This window comes from Bacillus sp. FF-1, from assembly GCF_028548245.1.
GTDB classification, from domain to species: Bacteria; Bacillota; Bacilli; order Bacillales; family Bacillaceae_G; genus Bacillus_A; species Bacillus_A paranthracis.
Genome location: NZ_JAQQGG010000003.1, coordinates 111,523 through 134,970, shown reverse-complemented (window position 1 = coordinate 134,970; position 23,448 = coordinate 111,523). Strand labels below are relative to the sequence as shown.

Annotated in this window: 30 protein-coding genes and 1 pseudogene; 22 read left to right on the top strand and 9 right to left on the bottom strand. The window is 35.8% G+C overall.

The window, feature by feature from the left end; all coding sequences use genetic code 11:
• Positions 1 to 20: 20 nt before the first annotated feature.
• Together PQF83_RS11060 and PQF83_RS11055 are read right to left on the bottom strand one after the other, a co-directional pair.
• Positions 21 to 1,310, bottom strand: coding sequence for an NCS2 family permease (locus PQF83_RS11060; RefSeq protein WP_000676253.1), 1,290 nt, complete (start codon positions 1,308 to 1,310; stop codon positions 21 to 23).
• A 134-nt stretch (positions 1,311 to 1,444) separates the two neighbouring features.
• Positions 1,445 to 2,116, bottom strand: coding sequence for an SIMPL domain-containing protein (locus tag PQF83_RS11055; protein ID WP_001161441.1), 672 nt, complete (start codon positions 2,114 to 2,116; stop codon positions 1,445 to 1,447).
• A gap of 158 nt (positions 2,117 to 2,274) precedes the next feature.
• On the opposite strand from PQF83_RS11055, the gene PQF83_RS11050 reads away from it, so the two are divergent.
• Complete coding sequence (locus PQF83_RS11050; protein ID WP_001003315.1) at positions 2,275 to 2,694, top strand: MarR family winged helix-turn-helix transcriptional regulator; 420 nt, start codon at positions 2,275 to 2,277, stop codon at positions 2,692 to 2,694.
• Between the two features lie 102 nt (positions 2,695 to 2,796).
• Positions 2,797 to 3,342, top strand: a complete 546-nt coding sequence (locus tag PQF83_RS11045) for a hypothetical protein (protein WP_000820920.1) — start codon at positions 2,797 to 2,799, stop codon at positions 3,340 to 3,342.
• A 24-nt stretch (positions 3,343 to 3,366) separates the two neighbouring features.
• On the opposite strand, the gene PQF83_RS11040 is transcribed toward PQF83_RS11045, so the two are convergent.
• From PQF83_RS11040 to PQF83_RS11025, 4 genes are read right to left on the bottom strand one after another with little or no spacing between them, the layout of a single operon-like run.
• On the bottom strand, positions 3,367 to 4,431 hold the full coding sequence (locus PQF83_RS11040; RefSeq protein ID WP_000486524.1) for an ABC transporter permease subunit: 1,065 nt from the start codon (positions 4,429 to 4,431) through the stop codon (positions 3,367 to 3,369).
• Positions 4,432 to 4,443: 12 nt separating this feature from the next.
• The gene (locus PQF83_RS11035) at positions 4,444 to 5,508 is read right to left on the bottom strand and encodes an ABC transporter permease (RefSeq protein WP_000468549.1); all 1,065 of its coding nucleotides are present in this window, start codon (positions 5,506 to 5,508) and stop codon (positions 4,444 to 4,446) included.
• The gene (locus tag PQF83_RS11030; protein WP_000922150.1) at positions 5,498 to 6,379 is read right to left on the bottom strand and encodes an ABC transporter ATP-binding protein; all 882 of its coding nucleotides are present in this window, start codon (positions 6,377 to 6,379) and stop codon (positions 5,498 to 5,500) included. The genes PQF83_RS11035 and PQF83_RS11030 overlap by 11 nt, the downstream gene beginning before the upstream one ends.
• The gene (locus PQF83_RS11025) at positions 6,345 to 6,764 is read right to left on the bottom strand and encodes a GntR family transcriptional regulator (protein WP_000548034.1); all 420 of its coding nucleotides are present in this window, start codon (positions 6,762 to 6,764) and stop codon (positions 6,345 to 6,347) included. Before PQF83_RS11025 ends, PQF83_RS11030 begins: the two co-directional genes overlap by 35 nt.
• A gap of 166 nt (positions 6,765 to 6,930) precedes the next feature.
• Here PQF83_RS11025 and dacF point away from each other — a divergent pair, with 166 nt between their 5' ends.
• From dacF to PQF83_RS10955, 14 genes are all read left to right on the top strand, one after another.
• The gene (dacF, locus tag PQF83_RS11020) at positions 6,931 to 8,121 is read left to right on the top strand and encodes a serine-type D-Ala-D-Ala carboxypeptidase DacF (RefSeq protein ID WP_000831986.1); all 1,191 of its coding nucleotides are present in this window, start codon (positions 6,931 to 6,933) and stop codon (positions 8,119 to 8,121) included.
• 170 nt (positions 8,122 to 8,291) lie between these two features.
• Complete coding sequence (gene spoIIAA / locus PQF83_RS11015) at positions 8,292 to 8,642, top strand: anti-sigma F factor antagonist (RefSeq protein WP_000059133.1); 351 nt, start codon at positions 8,292 to 8,294, stop codon at positions 8,640 to 8,642.
• Positions 8,643 to 9,083 carry an anti-sigma F factor gene (spoIIAB, locus tag PQF83_RS11010; RefSeq protein WP_001243400.1) on the top strand — a complete coding sequence of 147 codons (441 nt, stop codon included), beginning with the start codon at positions 8,643 to 8,645 and terminating at the stop codon, positions 9,081 to 9,083.
• Between the two features lie 12 nt (positions 9,084 to 9,095).
• Positions 9,096 to 9,854, top strand: coding sequence for an RNA polymerase sporulation sigma factor SigF (gene sigF / locus PQF83_RS11005; protein ID WP_000350729.1), 759 nt, complete (start codon positions 9,096 to 9,098; stop codon positions 9,852 to 9,854).
• A gap of 137 nt (positions 9,855 to 9,991) precedes the next feature.
• Complete coding sequence (locus tag PQF83_RS11000; protein WP_000450064.1) at positions 9,992 to 11,518, top strand: sodium-dependent transporter; 1,527 nt, start codon at positions 9,992 to 9,994, stop codon at positions 11,516 to 11,518.
• The gene (locus PQF83_RS10995; protein WP_000016826.1) at positions 11,518 to 11,616 is read left to right on the top strand and encodes a methionine/alanine import family NSS transporter small subunit; all 99 of its coding nucleotides are present in this window, start codon (positions 11,518 to 11,520) and stop codon (positions 11,614 to 11,616) included. Before PQF83_RS11000 ends, PQF83_RS10995 begins: the two co-directional genes overlap by 1 nt.
• A gap of 116 nt (positions 11,617 to 11,732) precedes the next feature.
• Positions 11,733 to 12,353, top strand: a complete 621-nt coding sequence (gene spoVAA, locus PQF83_RS10990; RefSeq protein WP_000438355.1) for a stage V sporulation protein SpoVAA — start codon at positions 11,733 to 11,735, stop codon at positions 12,351 to 12,353.
• Complete coding sequence (gene spoVAB / locus PQF83_RS10985; RefSeq protein WP_000572932.1) at positions 12,346 to 12,762, top strand: stage V sporulation protein SpoVAB; 417 nt, start codon at positions 12,346 to 12,348, stop codon at positions 12,760 to 12,762. Before spoVAA ends, spoVAB begins: the two co-directional genes overlap by 8 nt.
• 14 nt (positions 12,763 to 12,776) lie before the next feature.
• Positions 12,777 to 13,235 carry a stage V sporulation protein AC gene (spoVAC, locus tag PQF83_RS10980; protein ID WP_000147735.1) on the top strand — a complete coding sequence of 153 codons (459 nt, stop codon included), beginning with the start codon at positions 12,777 to 12,779 and terminating at the stop codon, positions 13,233 to 13,235.
• A gap of 13 nt (positions 13,236 to 13,248) precedes the next feature.
• A complete protein-coding gene (gene spoVAD / locus PQF83_RS10975) occupies positions 13,249 to 14,265 on the top strand; it encodes a stage V sporulation protein AD (protein ID WP_001241148.1) in 1,017 nt (338 codons plus the stop codon).
• A 3-nt stretch (positions 14,266 to 14,268) separates the two neighbouring features.
• Positions 14,269 to 14,619 (top strand): stage V sporulation protein AE, encoded by a 351-nt coding sequence (spoVAE, locus tag PQF83_RS10970; RefSeq protein ID WP_000384637.1) that lies wholly within the window; start codon positions 14,269 to 14,271, stop codon positions 14,617 to 14,619.
• A 5-nt stretch (positions 14,620 to 14,624) separates the two neighbouring features.
• Complete coding sequence (locus tag PQF83_RS10965; protein ID WP_001254415.1) at positions 14,625 to 15,194, top strand: stage V sporulation protein AE; 570 nt, start codon at positions 14,625 to 14,627, stop codon at positions 15,192 to 15,194.
• On the top strand, positions 15,181 to 16,653 hold the full coding sequence (gene spoVAF / locus PQF83_RS10960) for a spore germination protein SpoVAF (RefSeq protein WP_000165580.1): 1,473 nt from the start codon (positions 15,181 to 15,183) through the stop codon (positions 16,651 to 16,653). The genes PQF83_RS10965 and spoVAF overlap by 14 nt, the downstream gene beginning before the upstream one ends.
• A 96-nt stretch (positions 16,654 to 16,749) precedes the next feature.
• On the top strand, positions 16,750 to 17,553 hold the full coding sequence (locus tag PQF83_RS10955) for a Cof-type HAD-IIB family hydrolase (RefSeq protein WP_001998169.1): 804 nt from the start codon (positions 16,750 to 16,752) through the stop codon (positions 17,551 to 17,553).
• Positions 17,554 to 17,583: 30 nt separating this feature from the next.
• On the opposite strand, the gene PQF83_RS10950 is transcribed toward PQF83_RS10955, so the two are convergent.
• A complete protein-coding gene (locus PQF83_RS10950) occupies positions 17,584 to 18,450 on the bottom strand; it encodes a DUF1002 domain-containing protein (RefSeq protein ID WP_000850502.1) in 867 nt (288 codons plus the stop codon).
• 187 nt (positions 18,451 to 18,637) lie between these two features.
• On the opposite strand from PQF83_RS10950, the gene PQF83_RS10945 reads away from it, so the two are divergent.
• From PQF83_RS10945 to ribT, 3 genes and pseudogenes are all read left to right on the top strand, one after another.
• A complete protein-coding gene (locus tag PQF83_RS10945; protein ID WP_000853792.1) occupies positions 18,638 to 19,075 on the top strand; it encodes a peptidylprolyl isomerase in 438 nt (145 codons plus the stop codon).
• A 212-nt stretch (positions 19,076 to 19,287) separates the two neighbouring features.
• A pseudogene (locus PQF83_RS28495) lies at positions 19,288 to 19,469 on the top strand (hypothetical protein).
• A 68-nt stretch (positions 19,470 to 19,537) separates the two neighbouring features.
• Positions 19,538 to 19,906 carry a GNAT family N-acetyltransferase RibT gene (ribT, locus tag PQF83_RS10940; RefSeq protein WP_000908397.1) on the top strand — a complete coding sequence of 123 codons (369 nt, stop codon included), beginning with the start codon at positions 19,538 to 19,540 and terminating at the stop codon, positions 19,904 to 19,906.
• Positions 19,907 to 19,926: 20 nt separating this feature from the next.
• Here the strand turns inward: ribT and PQF83_RS10935 are convergent, their stop codons facing one another.
• Both PQF83_RS10935 and PQF83_RS10930 read right to left on the bottom strand, forming a co-directional pair.
• Positions 19,927 to 20,445: a DUF309 domain-containing protein gene (locus tag PQF83_RS10935; RefSeq protein ID WP_000283586.1), complete on the bottom strand. Its 519-nt coding sequence runs from the start codon at positions 20,443 to 20,445 to the stop codon at positions 19,927 to 19,929.
• A gap of 98 nt (positions 20,446 to 20,543) precedes the next feature.
• Complete coding sequence (locus tag PQF83_RS10930) at positions 20,544 to 20,639, bottom strand: YjcZ family sporulation protein (RefSeq protein ID WP_000510194.1); 96 nt, start codon at positions 20,637 to 20,639, stop codon at positions 20,544 to 20,546.
• Positions 20,640 to 20,808: 169 nt separating this feature from the next.
• Here PQF83_RS10930 and scpA point away from each other — a divergent pair, with 169 nt between their 5' ends.
• The 3 genes from scpA (at position 20,809) to PQF83_RS10915 (ending at position 23,265) form a co-directional block, all read left to right on the top strand.
• Positions 20,809 to 21,552 (top strand): segregation/condensation protein A, encoded by a 744-nt coding sequence (scpA, locus tag PQF83_RS10925; protein ID WP_001199760.1) that lies wholly within the window; start codon positions 20,809 to 20,811, stop codon positions 21,550 to 21,552.
• A 158-nt stretch (positions 21,553 to 21,710) separates the two neighbouring features.
• Positions 21,711 to 22,283, top strand: coding sequence for a segregation/condensation protein ScpB (gene scpB / locus PQF83_RS10920; RefSeq protein ID WP_000376222.1), 573 nt, complete (start codon positions 21,711 to 21,713; stop codon positions 22,281 to 22,283).
• Positions 22,284 to 22,362: 79 nt separating this feature from the next.
• Positions 22,363 to 23,265 (top strand): ComEC/Rec2 family competence protein, encoded by a 903-nt coding sequence (locus tag PQF83_RS10915; RefSeq protein ID WP_001214089.1) that lies wholly within the window; start codon positions 22,363 to 22,365, stop codon positions 23,263 to 23,265.
• Positions 23,266 to 23,448: the final 183 nt, after the last annotated feature.

Sequence of the window (23,448 nt, the reverse complement as noted above, 5' to 3'; positions counted from 1 at the left end):
AAATTCCTCGGTGTTTTTACTTAACCAATAGCATGTAATACGAACATGGCTAAGAATAAGCATGTAATGATATACATAGACGGTGCGACTTCTTTACGCTTTCCAAGAGCAACTTTTAAGATAGGATAAGCAATAAATCCGAACGCAATGCCATCAGCGATACTATATGTGAGCGGGATCATGACGATAATTAAGAACGCTGGAAATCCTTCTGAAAAATCGTTCAGAGGAATTTGTTGAATGCTTGTAATCATCAGGCCGCCAATAATAATTAAGATTGGTGCAATGGCACTATCAGGAATTAGTTTGACAAACGGAAGTGCAAACAGTGATGCAAAGAATAACAACCCTGTAACGATAGACGTCAGACCTGTCTTTCCGCCTGCAGTAATACCTGCGGCACTCTCTACTGTTGATACGGTAGGGCTTGTGCCAAATAGACCACATGTCATTGCTGAAATTGCATTGGCTTGGTAAGCACGTGGGAATTTACGGTCATCTTCTAATAAACCGTGCAGAAGTCCCATGTTCTCAAAAATAAGCACCATGCTTAAGGAGAATGTTGCAATCCAAAATGGTAAGGAAGAAAGTTTGCCAAATGACATAGCCCCAAACACATCGCCGTAATTAGCGAATGAGAATGAACTATTTCCGATTTGACTTGTATCAACAAGGCCAAACAGCCATGCAATACCAGTTCCTATTGCAATCGTCCATAAAAAGTTTCCACGTACGTTACGAATAAATAATACGAGTGCAACGATAAGAGTAAGCACGGTCGCAAGAACGACAGGGCTACTTAATTTACCCATTGCAACAGCAGTATTTGGATTCGAAACGACTAAACCACCTTTTTGCAATCCGATAAATGCTAAAAATAATCCGATGCCGACAGTGATAGCTTCCTTTAGTGACTTTGGAATCGATACTGAAAGCACGCGAGCGATTGGTGTAAACGCAGCAATTGCAAAAATAATACCAGAGATGAAGACAGCTGCTAATGCTTCCTGCCAAGTTAATCCGAGCGTATGGACAGCAGTGTACGTGAAGAATGCATTTACACCCATACCAGGGACAAGAATAGCAGGTGCATTTGCCCAAAATGCCATGAGCAGACATCCGACAAATGAACTGAAAACAGTTGCTAAAATTCCAGCTTCAAGAGGAATGCCAGCATCGGATAAAATGGATGCATTTACAATCATAATATATACGATCGTAAAAAATGACGTAACTCCAGCTAAAACTTCTTGTTTTGGTGATGTTTCGTGTAAACCTAATTTAAATGTTCTTTCAAGTATTCCTTTCATGTTAAACCTTCTTTTTCATATCCCTCTCCCACCCGTGATATCTCTTTCGTAAGAGCTCACCGTCCTTTATTATATCAGAACATCATGTTTTTACAACAAGGAAAATGATAACGTTTACTTATAAATAGAATTATTTATAAATACGTAAAAATCGCCCGTATTGTAGAAATGATCTCTAATTCTCCCGATTGAATGGGAGGAGCTGCTTGTGCATGTAAAGTAGCATAGGAAGCGACTTCCCTTGGTAATTGAGCAGATTCTTCAACGAATGAGAGTGGAACGGGATTAATGTTTAAATTGTATGTACTCGCAATAGCACGAGCTTTTTCTACAGCTTGTTGCAGGGCTTGAATGAGAGCTTGCTCATAATATTTATTTGGGTGAGATATTCGAAACCGTAAACCTTTTGCTACGTTTGCTCCATTTGAAACGGCTATATCATATACTTCCCCTGCTTTTTGTACATTTAAAACGGTAATTTCATACAAATGTTCCACCCGATATCCTTGTAGTAATGCTTTATCATTTACATACTCGTATTGAGGAGTGATCGTATAAGAAATCGTTTCTATATCTTTATCAGCGATACCAAGCTGTTTAAGTGCATCCAGCAATTGTTTTGATTGTACTGCATTTTCTTCTTGCGCTTGTTTCACATTTTTACTATCAGTTCGAATGCCAAGTGTTAGTATAACGACATTTGGTTTCGCTTTGACAATACCCTCACCTTGTACAGTAATAGTCGCTTCTTTACCAGTATTAGCTGTGCGTACATTGTGTAAATAAGGATTCATTCCACCTTGCATCTTCCATCACCATCCTTTTTATATGTATATGTGTGAATAAAAAAGAAATTTGTATGAAAAAGTTACATAAATGGGAATGTTAAAGAAAGAAAGCATATACAACGAGGGTATTTATAGATTATAATATGTGTAAATATGATAAAAAAGGGACGAGGCTAGTGAACGAAAAAAGAGAAACACTGATTTTAGAGTTATCCGGATCATTTCGAAAGATGATACGTTTATTACAAAATGATATTAATACACGTTTTGCAGAACATATGCCATATAATGAATTTTCTGTATTACGCGCGTTATTTTTAAACAGTCCACAGATGGCTTCGCAAATTGCGAGTGAAGTAAACGTAACCTCCAGTCATATTACAGCTGTTACAGATCGTCTTGTACGAAAAGGATTAGTAGAAAGAAAACGTTCTAATTCAGATCGTCGTATCGTGTACTTAGAAATTACAGAACACGGAAGAGAAGTAACTGAAAAACTAGAAGCTGTACGAAAAGAATATTATAAAGAGAGATTTAAAGGTTGGAGCGACCAAGAAATAGAAATGGTGTTAGAGCTATTTGGCCGCGTATTATAATAAATGAGGATAGGGAGCGACAGCTTTCCTATCCTTTTTCTTTTGAATAAAAACATTTTGAAACTCCAATACTTTAATTAAAAAGAATCGGAGTGAAAAATAATGAAACGTATTTGTACGCTTTTCATTATGATTGGAAGTTTTTTCTGCTTTCATCAATTCGCGGATGCCGCAACACCTCTTCAAGTCGTTCAAAAAGAATTACAACATATTTCAAATAAGCAACCTGTTTTATATTCAAAACTATGGATTCGCTCTATGCAGAATGCTATTTTATTTCATCACAGTGATAACATTCGGCATGAAGATACGATAAGCAATGTAACGAAGTCTTCTCTTGTAAAAGTAAAACAACTTCCACTTCAAAAAGCATCACAGTACATCCCGAGATTATCACAATATATTTCTAAGTTTGAGGCTGAGAATGTGCAAGTGTATTATGTTGCAGCGCGTTATGAAGTAAAAAAAGAAAATCCGTATCAATTAAATGGAATGAATTATTTTATGCAAGTGTTTATTCAACAAGGTGGAGAATGGAGAATTGCTGAAAGTATAGTTGCTCCAACAGATCAAATTGTCGCAAATGGTGACGGGTTTGGAACGAAACAAGAAAAAGGGTATGGGAAAAGAAGAGAGAATGTGAAATAACCTCCTCAATAAGAGGAGGTTATTTTATTTAAAATTCCAAGAGACTTTCCATTTTAATATTTTAGGTAGGAAGAAATATGTAATGAAACTAGTCACTAAAAATCCGATGTAAAAGCTGGACAATGAGTGCGCTCGACTTAGTATTAAACCTCCAACGATCCCCCCAAAGAAAATCGCACAAGCCAAAACTACTTTTTGTAGTTTTGGATATAATAAGTAGTTACCATTTCGCTCATTGATTGAACGGGCATATAAATATATACCGAGTGGTAATAAAATAATGGTATGTACGATAGGGCCAAGCAATGTTTTTGCCGGGGGGATTTTTGTAAAGTTTGGTTCGTTATGACGTACTCCATTTTGATCAGTATAAGCGCTTTGTGGATCATAATTAAAGTAAATATTAAAATCTTCTGCTGGACTAGAAATACGTATGTTTTCCATAACATTATGTATAATACCATTGTTCTCATGAAAGTCGGCACTCGAGTGAACAGCAATGACTCCTGATATTAGAGATGGAAGTAACGCTGGGAAGATTAATATAGCTGCAGTAAGAAATCCTTGCGATATCACATTTCCAGCGATTGTTCCTATACATAAGGCAAGTGTATAAATAGCAATTAATACAATTAACATGTATATAAAGTAACGATGAAAGGGGGAGAATACTTGATATTTATTATGAAAAGTCAACTTTTTCATAATAGCAAATAGTCCCCAGTTTAGAACGACAACAGCGGCGATATTACAGATTCCAAACAACCACTTTGTTATATAAAGGTGCGAACGTTTAAAGGGCATAGACCATAACAAGTCGCTAGCGTTATTTTGTCTTTCCCATCCAATTAACGTACAAGCTAGAACGATTAGCAAACTACCTAACAGCATGATAGAATCTAGAAGTGTTAAATCAAAATTGTAATGATATATAGCTTTCCATTTTTTGTTCATATTTAGAAAATATTGCTGTTGAATAGAAGTCATATAGTATTTATATGATAAAGTACAGAAGCTGACGAGCCAAAATAACCATATAACATATTTACTTTGTTGATACGTTCTTAGCCACAGTGCTTTTTGAAACATAGGATCTCTCCTTTAAAAAACTTTATAATTTGTTAAGCGTGATAATGCAATATAAGTAATGATTCCAGCGAGAAACAAACTGATATAGTAGTTAGGTAAGAAAAAAAATTGATTGATTTTATAGCCACCTAGTAATGCAAAGTAAATGGTTGTCCCCCATATACATATTCGTAAATGCTTTTGGAAAATAAATATCTTTTGACTGTTTTCATTTGGCGATCGTGTATATAAATATGTTCCAAGTAGTAAGTAAACTATTGTATAAAAAATAGGGACTAACATCGATTTAGCTGAATAATAGTGATGAGATGCTGGATCTCTTAAAGTAGTTGAATCGTTGTCCTGCTTTCGGTATTCTGGATTATAATTATAATCAATAGAAAAACGATATATTGGTGCAACTATATTTGTTTTTTGGTTGAATTCATAAAGGTGTTGATCTAATTTATTACTTTTAGTATTGGTAGCCTCTAAATGGTTTAGCGTAAAAGTGTATATTAGCGGAATAAATGTAAGTCCCATTAGTAGCCACGGAATACAAAAAACAAGCTGTGAAACAACACTTCCAGTAAAAGTACCGATGCATAATGCAGCTGTGTATACTGCTACATAAGAAACAATCGCATAAAGAAAGTATCGATGAAATGGACTAAAAGATTGATAATCAAAATGAATCGTTGTTCTATAAATAACATACATAAGGATCCAATTGATAAGTAACGAGACTAAAATACAAAATGAACCAAAAGCCCATTTAGATAAGAAAACATCTTTTCTTTTAAACGGCATCGTCATAAGTAGTGTATTAGATTGGTTGCTACGTTCCCATCCTATCAATAAGCAGGCTAAAGCAATGATAAGAACAGTTAACCAAAAACTATTACCTTCTCCTGAAGAAAAGATATAAAAATAATAATACTGTTTACCTTTTTCTTGTAATTCGTAATATTTATCGAGTTCCATCTGAGCACTTCTATAGTATCCTAAAGATAAAAGATAAAGCGAACTAAAGAAGAATAGTAACACAGCATATTTCCCGCGCTTCCAATTCCACATCCATAACGCCTTATGAAACATACCCATCCTCCTCCAGTGTCGTAACGAAGACATCTTCAAGCGACATTGTCAATTCTTCAATGAGCAGTGGTTGTTCTTTGTAAAACTTTTCCAGTGTTGTAGCTACATTTCCCTCGATTAAGATTGTATATACTTTTCCTGTTTGATTTAATATTTTAATATTGCTTAAGTTTTCTAGTTTTTGAGGTAATGAACGTTCGTAAGCAACTTGTATTTTGGCAAATCGTGATTTTGCATCGTCTAGTGATGTAATAGAAGCTATAGTATGGCCTTTTAATATAATAATTGTATCTGCAATTTGTTCCACTTCATCTAAATGGTGAGTGGAGATGAAAATGGTAATCTCTTTTTCTGCAACTTCTCCAACGAGAAACTGTAAAATTTGCCTTTTCACGATAGGATCAAGTCCATTTGTCGGTTCATCTAAAATGATATATTCTGCTTTTGTAGAAACAGCTAAAATGATGGCGAGCAGTGCTTTCATTCCCTTTGAGTAACTACGAATTCTTTTGTTTGGTAAGTTAAAACGTTCTAACAGTTCATAGAAATATGCTTCATCAAATGCGGTATAAACCTCTTTGTAAAACTTTACAATTTCTTTTACCGTATATCCGTTCAATATGTTAGTAGAATCCGGAACATATACGATTTTTTGCTTTATTTCAGGACACTGATGAATGTTTGTATCTTCATATGTAACAGTCCCTTCATCAGGGTCTAAAATGCCGACCATCGTTCGTAATAAAGTTGTTTTCCCCGCACCGTTTCTTCCGAGTAATCCGATGATACTCCCTCTTTGTAATGTGAAAGAAACATCATCTAAAATCGTTTGATTATCAATTGTTTTCTTCAGGCTTGTCACTTTCAGCATCCGCATTTCCTCCAATCTCTTTATAGTATGAATCTATCCAATCATGAATTTTATCTTTCGTAACACCAAGATAAGAGGCTTCTAATAGTAATTGATGAAATTGCTTTTCAACCATAGCGATTTTCCTTTCGTCTAATGTTGGGGTAATCGATTGGGATACAAATGTTCCTTTTCCTCGTAATGTTTCAATAATCCCTTGTCGCTCTAACTCTTGATACGCTTTACTCACTGTATTTGGATTGATAACGAGTAAAGAAGCGAGTTCTCGTACAGAAGGTAGTTTGTCACTTGGAGCTAACATGTTCTTTAATACGAGTTCTTTTATATTTTGAACAATTTGTTCCCATATCGGAGTGTTGCTTCTTGGATCAAGTTGAATATGCAAGAGCAATGTCTCCTTTCTAACTTGTATTAAGTGTACTATTGTGAGTAATACACTTAATACAATAAAGGTGATGAATGTGTTTGTCAACTGAAAATGTTAGAAAAATATGGTATTAAAAAACAGTGAATTGGAAAAAATAGGTTTGATATAGAATGGAGGGTTAGTCATGAAGCGAGTTTTTGGAATACTTGTTTGTTTCATGTTATTGCTTTCTGGTACTTCAGTTAGTTTCGCACAATCTGAGAAGACGAAGCAGGATAAAACAGAAGAAACAACGCCGAAGTTAGCAGAACAAGCGTCGTCAGCAATCGTAATTGAACAAGATACAGGTAAAGTTTTGTTTGATAAAAATCCAAATGAGAAATTACCGCCTGCTAGTATGACGAAGATTATGACAATGCTATTAATTATGGAACAAGTTGAAAAAGGAAAACTAAAACTGACCGATAAAGTGAGAGCAAGTGAGCATGCAGCTTCAATGGGTGGATCACAAATCTTTTTAGAGCCTGGAGAAGAGATGACCGTAAATGAAATGCTAAAGGGTATTGCAATTGCATCTGGAAATGATGCGTCTGTTGCAGTAGCAGAGCATATCGCTGGTTCAGAAGAAGGTTTTGTAAATATGATGAACAAAAAAGCGAAAGATTTAGGACTGAAAAATACTCATTTTCAAAATCCGACAGGTCTTCCGGCTAAAGATCATTATTCCACAGCAAATGATATGGCTATAATGGCGAAAGAATTGATGAAGTACCCACTTATTCGCAAATACACAGGAAAATACGAAGACTATTTACGTGAAGATACGGATAAGAAGTTTTGGCTCGTTAATACGAATAAGTTAGTGCGTTTTTATCCTGGAGTAGATGGTGTAAAAACGGGCTTTACGACAGAAGCAAAATATTGTTTAACAGCATCGGCTGAAAAGAATGGGATGCGTGTTATTTCAGTTGTTATGGGAGCACCTACATCGAAAGAACGGAACAATCAAGTAACGAAGCTTCTTGACTACGCATTTGGTCAATATATGACAAAGAAATTGTATACACGAGGCGAAAAAATTAAGACTGTCCAAGTAGGAAAAGGGAAAAAAGAAAAAGTAGATTTAGTTGCGTCAGATAATGTATCTCTTCTTATGAAGAAGGGCGAAAATATGGACAAGGTAAAGCAAGAAGTAATTGCTGAAAAGAAAGTGAAAGCGCCGATTAAAAAGGGCGATGCGCTTGGTACACTTGTTATAAAAAAAGATCAAGATGTTTTATTAAAACAAACAATTGTAGCAAAAGAAGATGTTGCTGCAGCGAGCTGGTGGGAGTTATTTAAAAGAAGTTTTGGGATGTTTTCAACATCAAAATAGCGGCAAATATTTTGCCGCTTTTCTATTCGTATGTAAGTAAATAATTGCTGAATGGTTTCACTTTATGGCGAAATAGTTCTTCTTTTGTCAGTAGGAAGGATTCTTATGTTGTATCACGAAAATCTTTATGTATGTAAATGAGTAAAGTTTGAGCATAAGGAGGAAATCGTGTGAGTCTTTCCATGCAATTAGAAGTAAAACGTGACGTCCTATGTGTGAGGCTAGCGGGTGAATTAGATCATCATACTGCTGAAGAGTTGCGAACGAAAGTAACAGATATGATTGAGACACATGGTGTTCATCATATTGTTTTGAGCCTAGAGAACTTATCGTTTATGGATAGTTCTGGTTTAGGTGTTATATTAGGCCGATATAAGCATGTAAAGGGATTAGGTGGAGAAATGGTTGTTTGTGCAATTTCACCGCCTGTTAAACGTTTATTTGAAATGTCGGGCTTATTTAAAATTGTTCGCTTAGAAGAAAGTGAAGCGCATGCGCTCGCGACGTTGGGGGTGGCATAAATGAGAAATGAAATGAACCTTCAATTTTCAGCGTTAAGTCAAAATGAATCGTTCGCTCGCGTTACAGTAGCTGCTTTCATTGCACAACTAGATCCTACGATGGAAGAACTTACAGAGATTAAAACAGTTGTGTCAGAAGCGGTTACGAATGCAATTATTCATGGGTACGAAGGAAATGCAGAAGGTGTTGTTTATATTTCTGTAATTTTGGAAGAAGCAATGGTGAAACTCACGATTCGAGATGAAGGGATTGGTATCTTTAATTTAGATGAAGCGAGACAACCCCTTTTTACAACTAAACCTGAATTAGAGCGTTCCGGAATGGGATTTACTATCATGGAAAATTTTATGGATGAAGTAGAAGTTATTTCAAACGAATCTTTCGGGACAACAATCCATTTGACAAAATACTTATCAAATAGTAACGCTCTATGCAATTAAGGAGAATAGCCTATGGACATAGAGGTCAAAAATGAGAAGAAGAAACCTCAGTTAAAGGACCACGAGCTAAAAGCGTTAATTCAAAAAAGTCAAGATGGAGATCAACAAGCAAGAGATACAATTGTTCAAAGTAATATGCGTCTCGTATGGTCGGTTGTGCAACGTTTTCTTAATCGCGGATACGAACCAGACGATTTGTTTCAAATTGGATGTATTGGACTCTTAAAATCGGTAGATAAATTTGATTTATCTTTCGACGTGAAATTTTCAACATATGCAGTTCCCATGATTATTGGCGAAATACAACGATTTTTACGTGATGATGGATCAGTGAAAGTAAGTAGGTCTTTAAAAGAAACAGGAAACAAAATTCGAAAGATGAGAGATGAGCTTTCGAAAGAATTCGGAAGGGCTCCAACGATTAATGAAGTAGCTGAAGCGTTAGAACTAACGCCAGAGGAAGTGGTTCTGGCGCAAGAAGCAAGTCGTGCCCCTTCATCCATACATGAAACGGTGTATGAAAACGACGGAGATCCAATTACTATTTTAGATCAAATTGCAGATCAATCTGAAACGAAATGGTTTGATAAAATTGCTTTAAAAGAAGCAATTAGAGAATTAGATGAGAGAGAGCGTTTAATTGTATATTTACGCTATTATAAAGACCAAACTCAATCAGAAGTAGCAGAGCGAATAGGTATTTCGCAAGTGCAAGTTTCAAGACTTGAAAAGAAAATATTAAAACAGATGAAAGATCGAATAGATGAATAGTTATCTATTCGATCTTTTTTTATGACTTTAATAGGAGGAGATTGTAAACTTTCTTAAAAATTAACAGAATTTATTGATAATTTAGTAAATTTAAAATATAATCCAATTATGAACTTGTCACAAAGGGGGAAGGAAATATGGAAACGAGGCAACAATGGGGAACGAGGGCTGGATTCATTTTTGCAGCGGTCGGCTCTGCCGTTGGATTAGGAAACATATGGCGTTTTCCTTATACGGCGTATGAAAATGGGGGAGGCGCATTCTTTTTACCGTACTTATTCGCATTATTAACGACTGGTATTTCATTATTGGCGTTTGAATTTGCTCTTGGGCACCGTCACCGTGGTTCAGCACCACTTACGTTCTTCCGTATTCATCCGCGTGCTGAATTTATCGGTTGGTGGCAAATGTGTGTAACATTTATCGTTTCAACATATTATGCAGTAATTATTGCTTGGTCTATTTCATATACGTATTTTGCAATTACTGGCGCATGGGGGAAAGATACGGAATCATTTTTATTTAAAGAGTATTTACATGTTGCAGATAAACCGGGACAGTTTGGAGGGCTCGTACCGGAAGTATTAATTCCACTAGCTCTCGTTTGGATTATTGTGCTTGGTGTTGCTTTTAAAGGAGTTAAAAAAGGAATCGAAGTTGTGAACCGTATTTTCATCCCTTTACTAGTTGTTATGTTCCTTATTATCGTAGTTCGTGCAGTGACGATGGAAGGTGCAATGCAAGGATTAGATGCATTCTTTAAACCAGATTGGAGTCGTATTTTTGACGGAAAAGTATGGCTTGCTGCTTACGGTCAAATCTTCTTTAGCTTATCTTTAGCATTTGGAATTATGATTACGTATTCTAGTTATTTACCGAAAAACTCAGATACAACAAATAATGCCTTTATTACTGGATTTGCAAACTCAGGATTTGAATTATTAGCAGGGATTGGGGTCTTTGCGGCTCTTGGATTTATGGCAAATAATATGGGAGTACCAGTTGATAAAGTGGCAAGTGCTGGTGTAGGGCTTGCGTTCGTAGTATTCCCGCAAATTATTAACGAATTACCGATGTCACCTTTATTTGGCGTATTATTTTTCTTATCATTAACGGTTGCCGGAATTACATCCCTCATCTCGCTTGCGGAAGTATGTTTTGCTGCTGTATCTGAAAAGTTCAGCTTAAGTCGCCAAAAAACAATTGGAATTATGGGGACGCTTCTCGTACTCGTTTCTCTCGTTTTTGCGACACGTGGCGGGCTTATGTTCCTAGATGTTGTGGATTACTTCGCTAATAACTTCGGATTAATTACAATTGCTCTAGCGGAAGTAGTTACGATAGGACTCATTTTACGTCGTTTACCAGTTTATCAAAATCACGCAAACTTCGTATCTGATATTAAGTTAGGGACGTTTTGGAGAGTGAGTTTACTCGTTATTACTCCGCTTATGTTAGGGTACATGTTAATTGATGGTACAATCCAAAATATTAAAAAGAACTATGGAGGTTACCCAACGGAGTTTGTCGTAACATATGGTTGGTCAATTGCAGCAGCGTTCCTTATCATTGCGCTAATCATTAGTTTAAAGAAATGGAATGCACAAATACATTCAGATTCTGCTAAGCTTGAAAAAGAATGGAAAGATCGAGGTGTTTCATAATGAGTGGATCAGCGATTATGATGATGGTTATTGGAATAGTAGTCATTTGGGGAGGGCTCGCATTAAGCATTGCAAATTTATTTAAGAAAAAAGCATAAACTAAAAAACATCTGTACCGAAATGGTACAGATGTTTTTTTATGAAAAAATTGTATTAGAAAAAAATTGAATAACCATACTACAACTACGAGGAAGAGTGAAGAGGTGAATGGAAATTGGAACAAACAATTTATATTAAAATGCGTAATCGATTAAAAGTTTCTCCTACGTATGAAGTAAAGCTGGGAGATGTTGCTCAACTTGCCGGAGATGCTGCAGTAGTTCAGTCGTTACAGGATGAGGTAATTTATAAAATTACAGCGCGTGATAAAACGCATGTTGTAATTGATGTTATGAAAATAATTGAGATTATTAGGCGAAAAACCGCTCATATACAAATTAATTTACTCGGTTCTGGACAAACTCTTGTTGAAATTATATATGAAAAAAAGAAAGTACATCCGATTTTTTTCGGACTTGTATGGTTGTTACTTTTCATTGGAGCAGCTCTTGCCATCATATATTTTCATGAAGATGTAAGCATGCAACAAGTGCACCAACGGTTATATTACATGATTACGGGAGAATTTAAGGCGCAACCACTTTTATTTCAAATTCCTTATTCATTAGGTCTTGGGCTAGGCATGGTTTTATTTTTTAATCATGTATTTCAAAAGCGTATTAATGAAGAGCCGAGTCCGTTAGAAGTGGAGATGTTCCAATACCAGCAATCACTTGACCAATATGTAATTGTTCATGAAAACAAGGATAATATGAAACAACTTACCGATGATTGAGTCTGGATTCGTTATTTTAATTGCTTTAGCAGGAGGAATTGCTGTAGGTAGCGGATATGTTGCGTTTTTAGCTGTACTTGGTATAATCCCTCGTCTAGCTCAATTAACGAGAAGTGGAAAGCACATTCAATATTTTGAGTGGGCAGTTATTGCAGGTACATTAACAGGAGCTTGGTGTAGTTTGAAAAACATTACATTTCAAACATCGCAATATTGGCTTGTTATATTAGGAATATTTTGTGGTACATTCATTGGAATGCTCGCTGCCGCATTAACGGAAGTGTTAAATGTTCTACCTATTTTAGCGAAACGAGTAGGGGTAGAGGGGAAGATTGTTGTTTTACTCGTTGCTCTTGTACTTGGAAAAGTAATAGGCTCGTTGTTTCACTGGATTTATTTCGTAAAGTAGGAGGCAATATATAAATGACAGGGCGAAAACTAAAGGACGATTACGTAAATAAAGTGAAGGAATACCATCCGAAGCCAAATTATTTTATAAATTGTGTTAAGGCATTTTTTGTAGGTGGATTCATTTGTACAATCGGAGAAGTATTGATGAAATTTTATATACATTATTTTCATTTTAGTGAACAAGAGGCAGGGAATCCAACAGTCGCAACTCTTGTACTATTATCGGCGATTTTAACAGGTTGTGGTGTATATGATAAAATCGGTCAATTTGCTGGAGCAGGTTCGGCCGTACCTGTTACGGGATTTGCGAATTCTATGGCAAGTGCTGCGCTAGAGCATAAGAGTGAAGGAATTGTACTTGGGGTTGCTACAAACATGTTTAAGCTAGCGGGAAGTGTAATCGTTTTTGGTGTTGTCGGTGCGTACATTATTGGGTTAATAAGATATACTTTTAAAATTTTTATGTCTTAAAGGAGGGGCTAGTATGAGGTTGACAGGAAAACAAACGTGGGTATTTCAAAATGATATTTATGTGAATGCAACCGGTACTGCCGTCGGTCCAAAAGAAGCTGAAGGCCCTCTTGGAAAGGAATTTGATATTTCATATGATGATTTACATTGCGGAGAGGAAAACTGGGAGCTTGCGGAACGAAGATTAATGTCAGATTCTATTCAACAAGTCATGCAAAAAGCAAATGTAGAAACATCACAAATTGATTTCTTTTTAGCGGGTGACTTATTAAATCAAACAGTAACAGCAAATTACGTTGCGCGTAAGTGGGGAATTCCCTTTTTAGGCATGTTTAGTGCTTGTGCGACCTCGATGGAGACTTTAGCGGTCGGATCAGCCTTTATAGATGGCGGATTCGCAAATCGTGTTTTAGCGACGGTAAGTAGTCATAATGCAACAGCTGAAAGACAGTTTCGTTATCCAACAGAGTATGGGGGACAAAAACCAGGAACAGCAAATTCCACTGTTACAGGTGCGGGATCCATATTAATTAGTAAAGAAAAAAGTGCCATTAAAATCAAGGCGGCTACGATTGGAAAAGTGCAAGATTTAGGAATTGCGAACCCTTTAGATATGGGATCGGCGATGGCACCTGCTGCAGCTCATACAATTCAGCAACATTTTGAGGATTTGAAGAGAAGTGCAGCCGATTACGATTTGATTGTTACCGGTGATTTATCAGCTATTGGGACACCAATTGCGAAACAACTGTTACTGGAAGAAGGTTATGATATTGGGCATATATATAACGATTGCGGATTAATGATTTATGATCCCGGTCAAGAAGAAGTATTTGCTGGTGGTAGTGGTTGTGCTTGTTCAGCTGTTGTCACATATGGTCATTTATTAAGCGAGATGCAAAAAGGGAATTTACAACGAATTTTTGTCGTTGCTACTGGTGCGTTATTAAGCCCGATGATGATGCAGCAAAAAGAAACAATTCCAACAATTGCACATGGTGTCGTATTTGAGAGAGTGAAGGGAGAGTGAATTGTGGATTATATATATGCATTTCTTGTAGGAGGCGCTATTTGTGTAGTTGGGCAAGTATTGTTAGATTTCGCAAAGTTAACACCAGCCCATTTAATGGCTACCTTTGTAGTGATAGGAGCAGTTTTAGATGGATTCGGATTGTACGATAAGCTTATAAAGTTTGCTGGTGCTGGGGCGACAGTTCCTATTACAAGTTTTGGACATTCCCTATTACACGGGGCAATGCATGCTGCAGAGAAACACGGATATATAGGGATTGGTATGGGTATGTTTAGTTTAACGTCTGCAGGTATTTCAGCAGCAATATTATTTTCATTTTTTGTAGCACTTATATGTAAACCGAAAGGATAAATCAAATGAGACGAAGGGTTGTTTTGGTCACAGATGGAGATGAATATGCAAAGCGAACAATTGAGCTTTTAACGAAGGAATTTGGGGGAAGGTGTATTTCAGCATCACAAAGTAATCCAACCAAATTGACAGGGAAGAAAGTTGTTGAGCTTATTATGCAAACGCCATATGACCCTGTATTTGTCATGTTTGATGACAGTGGATTTATTGGAGAAGGATCTGGTGAAAAAGCTTTAAAATATGTAGCCACGCATAAACAAATTGATGTACTTGGGATTTTGGCAGTAGCGTCTAATACACACCATTGGGAATGGGCACGTGTAGATGTAAGTGTAGATCGGAACGGGAATTTAACGGAATATGGTGTTGATAAATTTGGACTTCCAGATGGTGAAATTGGCAGAATTAGCGGAGATACAATTTATTGTTTAGATGATTTGAATGTTCCCGTCATTGTTGGTGTGGGTGATATTGGTAAGATGTGTGGAAACGATGAATGGGAGAGAGGCTCACCAATTACGAAAAAAGCAATTCAGTTAATTTTGGAAAGGAGTGGATTTTATGACGAAGCCTAAAAAAATAGATATTCCGATTTCAACTTTCATAAGTGACAATGAAAATTATTTAAAACAAACGGCTGGATTAGGCGTCACATTTGATGTTGGTATTCGTAAATTTCAAATTTTGAATAAAGAAATTGCAGTGTTATTCGTAAATGGACTTTGTGATACAAATTATATTATTCCTATTTTAGAAGAAGCTGTGGATACGAATGAAATAAGGGATGTTGAAGAAGATACTGTAAAGCTTTTAGAGAATCGTTTAATTCATCAGCAAGTAAGTAAAGTGAAAACGATGGATGAAGTAATGCTTCAAGCGTTATCAGGGCTTATTGTTATATTTGTGGAAGGCGAAACAGAAGCGTTCGTGATAGATGTTCGTAGCTATCCAGGACGAACACCGACAGAGCCAGATACTGAAAAAGTAGTACGCGGTGCGAGGGATGGATTTGTTGAAAATATCGTTGTAAATACAGCGTTAATTCGTAGAAGAATTCGAGATCCACGTCTTCGAAATGAAATTATTCGAGTAGGGGATCGATCGCAAACGGATATTTGTATTACATATGTACAAGATGTTGCAAATCCAGATTTAGTAAAGATTATAAAACAAGAATTAAATAACATCGATATCGATGGCATTACGATGGCGGATAAAACAGTGGAAGAATTTGTTGTAAAGCAAAGCTATAATCCATTCCCGCTTATTCGATATACAGAAAGACCGGATGTAGCAGCAAATCATTTATTAGAAGGACATGTTCTAGTACTAGTTGATACATCACCGAGTGCTATGATTACGCCAACAACATATTTTCATCATTTACAGCATGCAGAAGAGTTTAGACAAAATCCAGCTGTCGGAACATTTTTACGTTGGGTACGCTTTTTAGGTGTTTTATTCTCCTTGTTTTTACTACCGTTTTGGTTAGTGTTTGTATTTGATCCAACTCTTTTACCAGAAAATCTTGCTTTTATTGGACCGACTAAGATGACACATTTACCAATTTTATTACAGGTGATAATGGCAGAAGTAGGACTTGAATTTTTAAGGATGGCAGCCATTCATACTCCAACGCCGTTATCGTCAGCAGCAGGATTAATTTCTGCCATATTAATTGGTCAAATAGCAATCGATGTAGGTTTGTTTGTACCAGAAGTTATTTTGTATGTAGCAGTTTCTATGATCGGTGCTTATGCAACACCGAGCTATGAATTAGGGCTAGGGAATAAGGTTGGAAAATTATTTGTTATTATTTTAACAGGTCTCTTCCATGAGATGGGCTTTGTAATTGGTATGACGATATTGATTTTATTTTTAACGTCTATAAAAAGTTTGCAAACCCCTTATTTATGGCCGTTTTTACCATTTGATTGGGGCGCATTAACAAAAATTCTACTCCGTCCGACGATGTCTAGTTTAAAAGTACGACCAAGTATTGTAAGACCTCAAAATGTAAAAAGACAAAAATAAACGGGATTATAAACCCGTTTATTTTTTTAGCAAAAATTTATTGTTTTTTAACAAAAATCAAACATTTTTTGTGTACACTTAGAGTAGATATTGTGTATGGAAGGGGAAGAGGACATGATTAAATTATTTGTAAGTGATTTAGACGACACGCTCGTTTACGATGTAAATCATATGCAAAAAGAAGATGAACGTGCAATTTGTTGGTTAGCTGAAAAAGGGACAAATATTTGTTTTGCCTCAGGCCGCTTTACTCATCGAATTGATGAAGTCGTAAATAGGTTTGAATTCCCATATTACACAACTGGCTTAAATGGAGCGACAATGTTACTTCCGGATGGGAATTTGTTTTATGAATCGAGTTTTGAAAATACGGTTGCCCAGGAAATATATCGATATATACATAAAAAAGGACTAGCGGATATTGTTTGTGCAAATGAGCAGCGATATACAAAAAGGAAGAATGAACATCACCATAATTTTGAAGCGTATATGGGCGTGCATATCGCTGAAATTGAAGCGTTAGAAGAGGAATTTGGTAAAACTGTACATCCTGCGAAATTGTTTGTTTTTGGGGAAGAAGAGACAATTGAAGCATTAGATCAAGAATTACGAGATACATTTCAGAATGAAGCGGAAGTTTTTATGTCTGGTAAACGCTATGTTGACATTATGCCAAGGGGAGTAAGTAAAGGGAGTGCTTTAAGACGACTAATGGAACATTTGCAAATTGAAGCAAATGAAGTTGCATGCATTGGAGATTCTTTCAATGATATTTCTATGTTTGAAGTAACCCCGCATTCATTTACTCTGCACCATGCTCATCCATATGTGAAGGAGAAAGCGAATCATATTGTTCGTTCGGTTGAAGAAGCTATTATGAAATTGCCGTTACTTGTATAAAAAAGAAGCTCGCTACTAGCGAGCTTCTTTTTACTTGAATAACGATTTAACAAAATCAATGATACTTGAGAAGAAATCTTTCACTTTATCTAGGAAACTTTGCCCTTCTTCAGATCCTAAAAAGGCAGAAACGTGTTCTTTTGCTTTATTTAACTGACTGCCAACTTGATTCCAATCAATGTTAAGATTTTTCATTTTATCAAATAGAGCAACTAAGTTATCTAACTGTTCATCCGTTAATGTAATACCAAGTTGATCCGCAATTTTTTTAATTAATGAACGTAAATCTTCAGTCGTTTTTGGCTGCTCTTTCGCAATTTCTTCTTTAATTTTCGCAACAAGTTGAACTGCTTTTTCTTCACCAATTTTATCGCCGAGCTGGGATGTTTGCACCATTTCTTCATTGGCTACTTTTTTTACTTCCTCAGGAATTGCTTTGTTTGATGTTGTCTCATAGGCTTTCATTAAACCAGTTAAAGCAGCAGTTCCAGAAACTTTAAATGGTGCAGTAATTTGAATTTCTGCATCTTTCACACCTGCTGTAATAAGTGCGTTTGTGTACATTGCATCTGTTATTGAATTAATGTTTTTTGAACGTACAATGAGACCAGAACCTGGCTTTGTGTATGTGATCATAGAAGAGGAAATTGCTCTCGTACCAATTTGCGCTTTTGGAACAATCCCTTCTAGAAATTTATGTTCTTCCGCATTAGACACAGTAATAATTGTAGCATCTTTTGGTGCTTTCATTTCTTTTAACAGATCTTGTTTTTGTTGTTCAGACAAGTTTTCTCCTAGTGTAACAATTGATTCTCCTTCGATGATGTCTGCAAACGAAGCTGTTGGCATAATAAATACTGCTACAGCTAATAGCAGAGCTAGTAATTTCGTTTTCACGAAAAATCGCTCCCTTTCTCTTTCTAAAATTTTCGGGCAACACAGTTATTATAGTATATATTTCTTATTTGTCACCTAGCTTTTTCCACATTTCAAAAAAGAAGTATGTAGATTGTCGGATTCTTTTTGTTTCTAGTCATGAATGTGGTAATATAGTGCTGAGATAGTTGAAAGGAGACATATACGTATGAAAACTTTAGGATACATAGTAATGGAAAATGGTGAAAAAATCGATTTGGAATTTTTCCCAGAAGAGGCACCAAAAACAGTAGAAAACTTTAAAAAACTAGCAGAGCAAGGATTTTATGATGGTGTGACATTCCACCGCGTTATTCCTGGCTTCGTAAGCCAAGGTGGAGACCCAACAGGAACAGGTGCGGGTGGCCCAGGTTACTCTATCCCATGTGAAACTGATGGAAATCCTCATAGACACCTTGTAGGATCACTTTCTATGGCTCATGCTGGCCGTAACACAGGCGGTAGCCAATTCTTTATCGTTCATGAGCCACAGCCACACTTAGATGGTGTACATACTGTATTCGGTAAAGTAACAAGCGGTATTGAAACAGTATTAAACATGCGTCAAGGTGATGTAATGAAAGAAGTTAAAGTTTGGGAAGAATAAGTGAATGAGAAAAGAGAGCTATTGCTCTCTTTTTTTAATAGGAATGGGTATTTCGTTTACGGTACATGATACAAGTAGTAATGTGATTGTAGTGAAAATAAGTCGCTTATGAGAACAAAATATTAACAAATTACATAGAATACATTAATTACACATTTCAATAAAAGTTGTTTATTACATTCATTTTGCTAGAATTCATCTGCTCTAAGGTGATGAATAGTGAAGTGATAATGAGCGGTGGATGTTTTTTTCACTTTCATATAACAGTGTTTCTTCTTTTATCTACTTAACAAAAATAGTAATGAAACGTATATTTGACTTTCTTCTTTTCGCTTTGTATGATTATCAAGTTGTTTTAAGCTCTTCTCACTCTGTTGAAAATATTGTAAAATGAATGTGATATGAAAAGAGTGATTGAGGGGATTTAATAGTTTGTAACTTTTGTAAGAAGGGATAAGGGTTATGTTAATTCGTTTTAAAAAAAGTTATGAAAAGATTGCAATGGGGCTTCTTTCATTTATGCCAACTGAAAAAGATGTGAAAACATTACAATTGACTATGAAAGATTATGAAGCAAAGGATGATTGGCAATTGTATTTGTGGAAACAAAACGAAGATTTTGTTGGGATAATGGGGATTGTAAAAAAAGAGAATCAAGTTTTGGAAATTCAGCATTTGAGTGTGAATCCATCTCACCGTCATATGGGTATTGGGACGAAGATGGTTCAAGAGTTAAAGAGTAAATTTCTTGAATTTACAATTTGCGGAAATGAGCAAACAGCAAGTTTTTGCAAAAAGTGTAAAGGGCTTGAACAAAATATACATTCGTGAAAGCAGAGATAAGTAGTTTATTATCTCTGCTTTCTTTTTTGTAATTGTTCGTTTCGTTCAGCGATGACTTCTGTTCGATCACGTAATGTATGCTTATGTATTATAAATTCATTAGAAGTAGCATTCACGTCTTTCCAAGGAAGGTTTTGTTTCTGACATAATTCTATGCAGTACTTTTCTAATGTTGTATCCGACAATGGTAAAAATAACGGTGTAAAACTTTCTTTTTTCTGGATAGATTGCAATTTATCTTTGAGTAAGAACAGAAGTTGTGCCTCATTTATTCCTAAACGAAGTAAATGTGCACTGTTTTTTTCTAAAATCGTTATGGCGCTTTTCATCATCTTCTCTGCGCCATTCCAGTTAGAGCGTCTGTGATGGTATAAAGAAACTGCAATTTGAATGAGGCCGACTAAATAATGATCCCGGTTTCCTCTCGGTTTTGTTTTCCAATATTCTTCCAGTATTTCGTGGCATTCAAAATAATCATAATCTCCGTGAAAATGAATTAAAAACTGTATGTATTCCGTAGGATACATTTTCTTCGCCCCTATCTAACGGTTATAAGTATAAGTTTATCATAGAAATATGAACAATAAACGACTAGGGAATTTCTCCCTAGTCGTTATTGTTCATATTAGCAGAAGCAAGCTGCCCCTACAATAATGAGTAAAATAAACAATACAACAAGTAATGCGAACCCACCGCTAAAACCACAATCAACGTGACCCATAGTTTTTTGACCTCCTACATTGTTCTTACTACACTGTTATCATATGAAGTGGTGGGCATGATGCCATAGGCATAGGTCTATTTTTAATTAAATTTCTTAAAAAGGTTGGATAGAACATGAGTATGCTCTATACTTATGTTGTTATAGAAAAAATGTGGTGGGATGCTTTGTGCAGTATAATTTTAAAGTAGAGGCTTTTGAAGGGCCTTTAGATTTATTGTTACATTTAATACATCGTTATGAAATTGATATATATAATATTCCTGTAGCGGAAATTACAGAGCAATATTTATCTTATGTTCATACGATGAAAGAACTACAATTAGATGTTGCAAGTGAGTATTTAGTAATGGCTGCAACGTTATTACAAATTAAAAGTAAAATGTTGTTGCCGAAACATGAAGAAGATGTACTTGATAACGGTGATGACTTTATAGATGATCCTCGTCAAGAATTGATGGAGAGGTTAATTGAATATAAGAAATATAAGCAAGTTGCTACTGAACTAAAAGAAAGAGAACAAGAAAGAGCACAGCTATATACACGTCCGCCAATTGATTTTACATCGTTGCAACAAGAAGAGGAGACAAGCTTGCCTCTTGATGTTACGTTATATGATATGCTAGCGGCATTTCAAAAATTAATGCGCCGTAAAAAAGCAAAGAAACCTGTGACAACACGTATTACTCGTCAAGAAATACCAATTGAACAGCGTATGACGGATATTTTAAAGCTGTTAGAAATACAAGGTGGTCGTCAAAGTTTTTATGATTTGTTTGTTGATGATGAACGGGAAATAATGGTTGTAACATTTTTAGCGGTTCTTGAGCTTATGAAAAATCAACAAATCGTAATTGAACAAGAACATAATTTTGATGAAATTTTCGTATCAAGCTATACTAAATCTGCATAGAGTTAGTATGGAAAATGGGATAGAAATAGTATATCTCATGCTAGGTTTGAATGTATCGTTTGGAACAAGAGAAAAAATATTGAACCGAACGCATTGATTGTGATTCGGTTTTTTGATGTGTATTTTTATGGAGAAAATAGGAGGAAGGAGCTCGTAAGATGGATAGAACAGAACAGAAATCAATCATTGAAGGGCTTTTATTTGTTTCTGGTGATGAAGGGATTTCTCCTGAACAAATAGCAAAAGTCCTTGAAATTGAAGGAAACGAAGTAATCGATATTTTAGAAGAAATGCAAAAAGAATGTGAAGGTGCACACCGAGGTTTGCAAATTGTACAGTATGCAAAAGTATATCGTTTTGCTACAAAGAAAGAACATGCGTCGTACTATCAAAAACTAATAGATATCCCAACAGCTGCTTCACTCTCTCAGGCTGCGCTAGAAACGTTAGCAATTGTTGCATATCGTCAACCCATTACAAGAACAGAAATGGAAGAGATTAGAGGAGTAAAAACTGATAAGGCGTTACAAACGTTAGTATCACACTTACTTATAAAAGAAATGGGAAGAGCAGAAGGACCTGGGCGTCCGATTTTATATGGAACGACGAAAGAATTTTTAGACACATTTGGATTAAAAACATTAGATGATTTACCTCCGCTTTCTGAAGAAAACGAACAAATGAATGAAGCGGATTTATTCTTTGGTTCTTTACAAGAGATATCGAAATAAAAGCTTAGCATTTTGCTAAGCTTTTTTTTGTATATCAATTATATACCGTGCCATACTAATTGAAAAAAGGAGACGAGTTATGAGAGGTATACGAAGTATTTTATTATTAGTTTCTGTTTTGTTATGCTTTTCTTTAAATAGTGCATCGGCAAAAAGGTATATGATGTCTATTCATACCGCGTCTCCTTTACATATGCAGCGGCAACATTTTGGTAAAATGAAAGTGAGTTTCTTAAAAGTTGGGCAAGGTGATGCAACACTTATTATATTGCCAAATGGACAAACGATGTTAATTGATGGAGGACCTTATGAAGCTGGTGAGGTTATCATCCAAAAGCTAATTGAAAAAGGAATTAACCATTTAGATGCTATCGTCAGTACTCATCCTGATATGGATCATATTGGAGGGCTCATTCCAATTGTAGAGCAAATGCCGGTATCACTTATATTAGATAGTGGAAAAACATATAGTTCTCTTACTTATCATACGTATCGAAATCATATAAAGAAAAGGGGAATCCCTTTCATTTCAGTAAAAGAGGGCCAATACATACCGCTAGATCCGCATGTTTCCATACAAGTATTAAACAATGGGAAGTCCAAAGATGAAAATAATGAATCTTCAATTGTATTAAAGGTTCGGTATGGTAAGGCAGATTTTTTACTAATGGGTGATGCTGATGTGCGGACGGAAACTGAAATATTAAAGCAATTTGATGTACATGCAGATGTGCTAAAGGTGGGACATCATGGCTCATATACTTCAACAAGTGAAAGGTTTATAAAGAAGGTAGAACCACAGTTCGCGATTCTTTCTTATGGTAGCAAAAATCCGTATGGGCATCCGCATCAAAGTGTAGTGAGACGATTAAAACGGCGTGGTATAATGATGTATGGAACAAATAAGCGTACGGTAGAAATGGAAACAGACGGCGAACATATTACAATAGGGTCTAGCGGATTAATGCCATTACTTAAGTGATTCATACGTTAGATGATATAGTTCCTTTTTGGAAAAAATGAATAACATATATTATAATTGCGAGAGACGTACTAAGCTTCCTTTTTGTTAAGCAAAGAGGAAATTTCATTAGAATGTATAGACAACTACTCGTGCATATATTAAGATGGAATTAGGCGAATAAGGTAATAATAACAAGTAGGT

What these genes read in the sequence shown, in the direction of transcription:
- PQF83_RS10915 (WP_001214089.1), top strand. Translation starts at nt 22,363, where the DNA reads ATGAGAGGTATACGAAGTATTTTATTATTAGTTTCTGTTTTGTTATGC.
- PQF83_RS10965 (WP_001254415.1), top strand. Translation starts at nt 14,625, where the DNA reads ATGAGACGAAGGGTTGTTTTGGTCACAGATGGAGATGAATATGCAAAG.
- spoVAC (WP_000147735.1), top strand. Translation starts at nt 12,777, where the DNA reads ATGACAGGGCGAAAACTAAAGGACGATTACGTAAATAAAGTGAAGGAA.
- PQF83_RS10930 (WP_000510194.1), bottom strand. Translation starts at nt 20,639, where the DNA reads ATGGGTCACGTTGATTGTGGTTTTAGCGGTGGGTTCGCATTACTTGTT.
- spoVAF (WP_000165580.1), top strand. Translation starts at nt 15,181, where the DNA reads ATGACGAAGCCTAAAAAAATAGATATTCCGATTTCAACTTTCATAAGT.
- PQF83_RS10935 (WP_000283586.1), bottom strand. Translation starts at nt 20,445, where the DNA reads ATGTATCCTACGGAATACATACAGTTTTTAATTCATTTTCACGGAGAT.
- PQF83_RS11045 (WP_000820920.1), top strand. Translation starts at nt 2,797, where the DNA reads ATGAAACGTATTTGTACGCTTTTCATTATGATTGGAAGTTTTTTCTGC.
- PQF83_RS11000 (WP_000450064.1), top strand. Translation starts at nt 9,992, where the DNA reads ATGGAAACGAGGCAACAATGGGGAACGAGGGCTGGATTCATTTTTGCA.
- PQF83_RS10995 (WP_000016826.1), top strand. Translation starts at nt 11,518, where the DNA reads ATGAGTGGATCAGCGATTATGATGATGGTTATTGGAATAGTAGTCATT.
- PQF83_RS11040 (WP_000486524.1), bottom strand. Translation starts at nt 4,431, where the DNA reads ATGTTTCAAAAAGCACTGTGGCTAAGAACGTATCAACAAAGTAAATAT.
- PQF83_RS11055 (WP_001161441.1), bottom strand. Translation starts at nt 2,116, where the DNA reads ATGCAAGGTGGAATGAATCCTTATTTACACAATGTACGCACAGCTAAT.
- dacF (WP_000831986.1), top strand. Translation starts at nt 6,931, where the DNA reads ATGAAGCGAGTTTTTGGAATACTTGTTTGTTTCATGTTATTGCTTTCT.
- PQF83_RS11060 (WP_000676253.1), bottom strand. Translation starts at nt 1,310, where the DNA reads ATGAAAGGAATACTTGAAAGAACATTTAAATTAGGTTTACACGAAACA.
- spoIIAB (WP_001243400.1), top strand. Translation starts at nt 8,643, where the DNA reads ATGAGAAATGAAATGAACCTTCAATTTTCAGCGTTAAGTCAAAATGAA.
- sigF (WP_000350729.1), top strand. Translation starts at nt 9,096, where the DNA reads ATGGACATAGAGGTCAAAAATGAGAAGAAGAAACCTCAGTTAAAGGAC.
- scpB (WP_000376222.1), top strand. Translation starts at nt 21,711, where the DNA reads ATGGATAGAACAGAACAGAAATCAATCATTGAAGGGCTTTTATTTGTT.
- PQF83_RS10945 (WP_000853792.1), top strand. Translation starts at nt 18,638, where the DNA reads ATGAAAACTTTAGGATACATAGTAATGGAAAATGGTGAAAAAATCGAT.
- PQF83_RS11035 (WP_000468549.1), bottom strand. Translation starts at nt 5,508, where the DNA reads ATGTTTCATAAGGCGTTATGGATGTGGAATTGGAAGCGCGGGAAATAT.
- spoVAD (WP_001241148.1), top strand. Translation starts at nt 13,249, where the DNA reads ATGAGGTTGACAGGAAAACAAACGTGGGTATTTCAAAATGATATTTAT.
- spoVAB (WP_000572932.1), top strand. Translation starts at nt 12,346, where the DNA reads ATGATTGAGTCTGGATTCGTTATTTTAATTGCTTTAGCAGGAGGAATT.
- PQF83_RS11030 (WP_000922150.1), bottom strand. Translation starts at nt 6,379, where the DNA reads ATGCTGAAAGTGACAAGCCTGAAGAAAACAATTGATAATCAAACGATT.
- PQF83_RS10955 (WP_001998169.1), top strand. Translation starts at nt 16,750, where the DNA reads ATGGAAGGGGAAGAGGACATGATTAAATTATTTGTAAGTGATTTAGAC.
- ribT (WP_000908397.1), top strand. Translation starts at nt 19,538, where the DNA reads ATGTTAATTCGTTTTAAAAAAAGTTATGAAAAGATTGCAATGGGGCTT.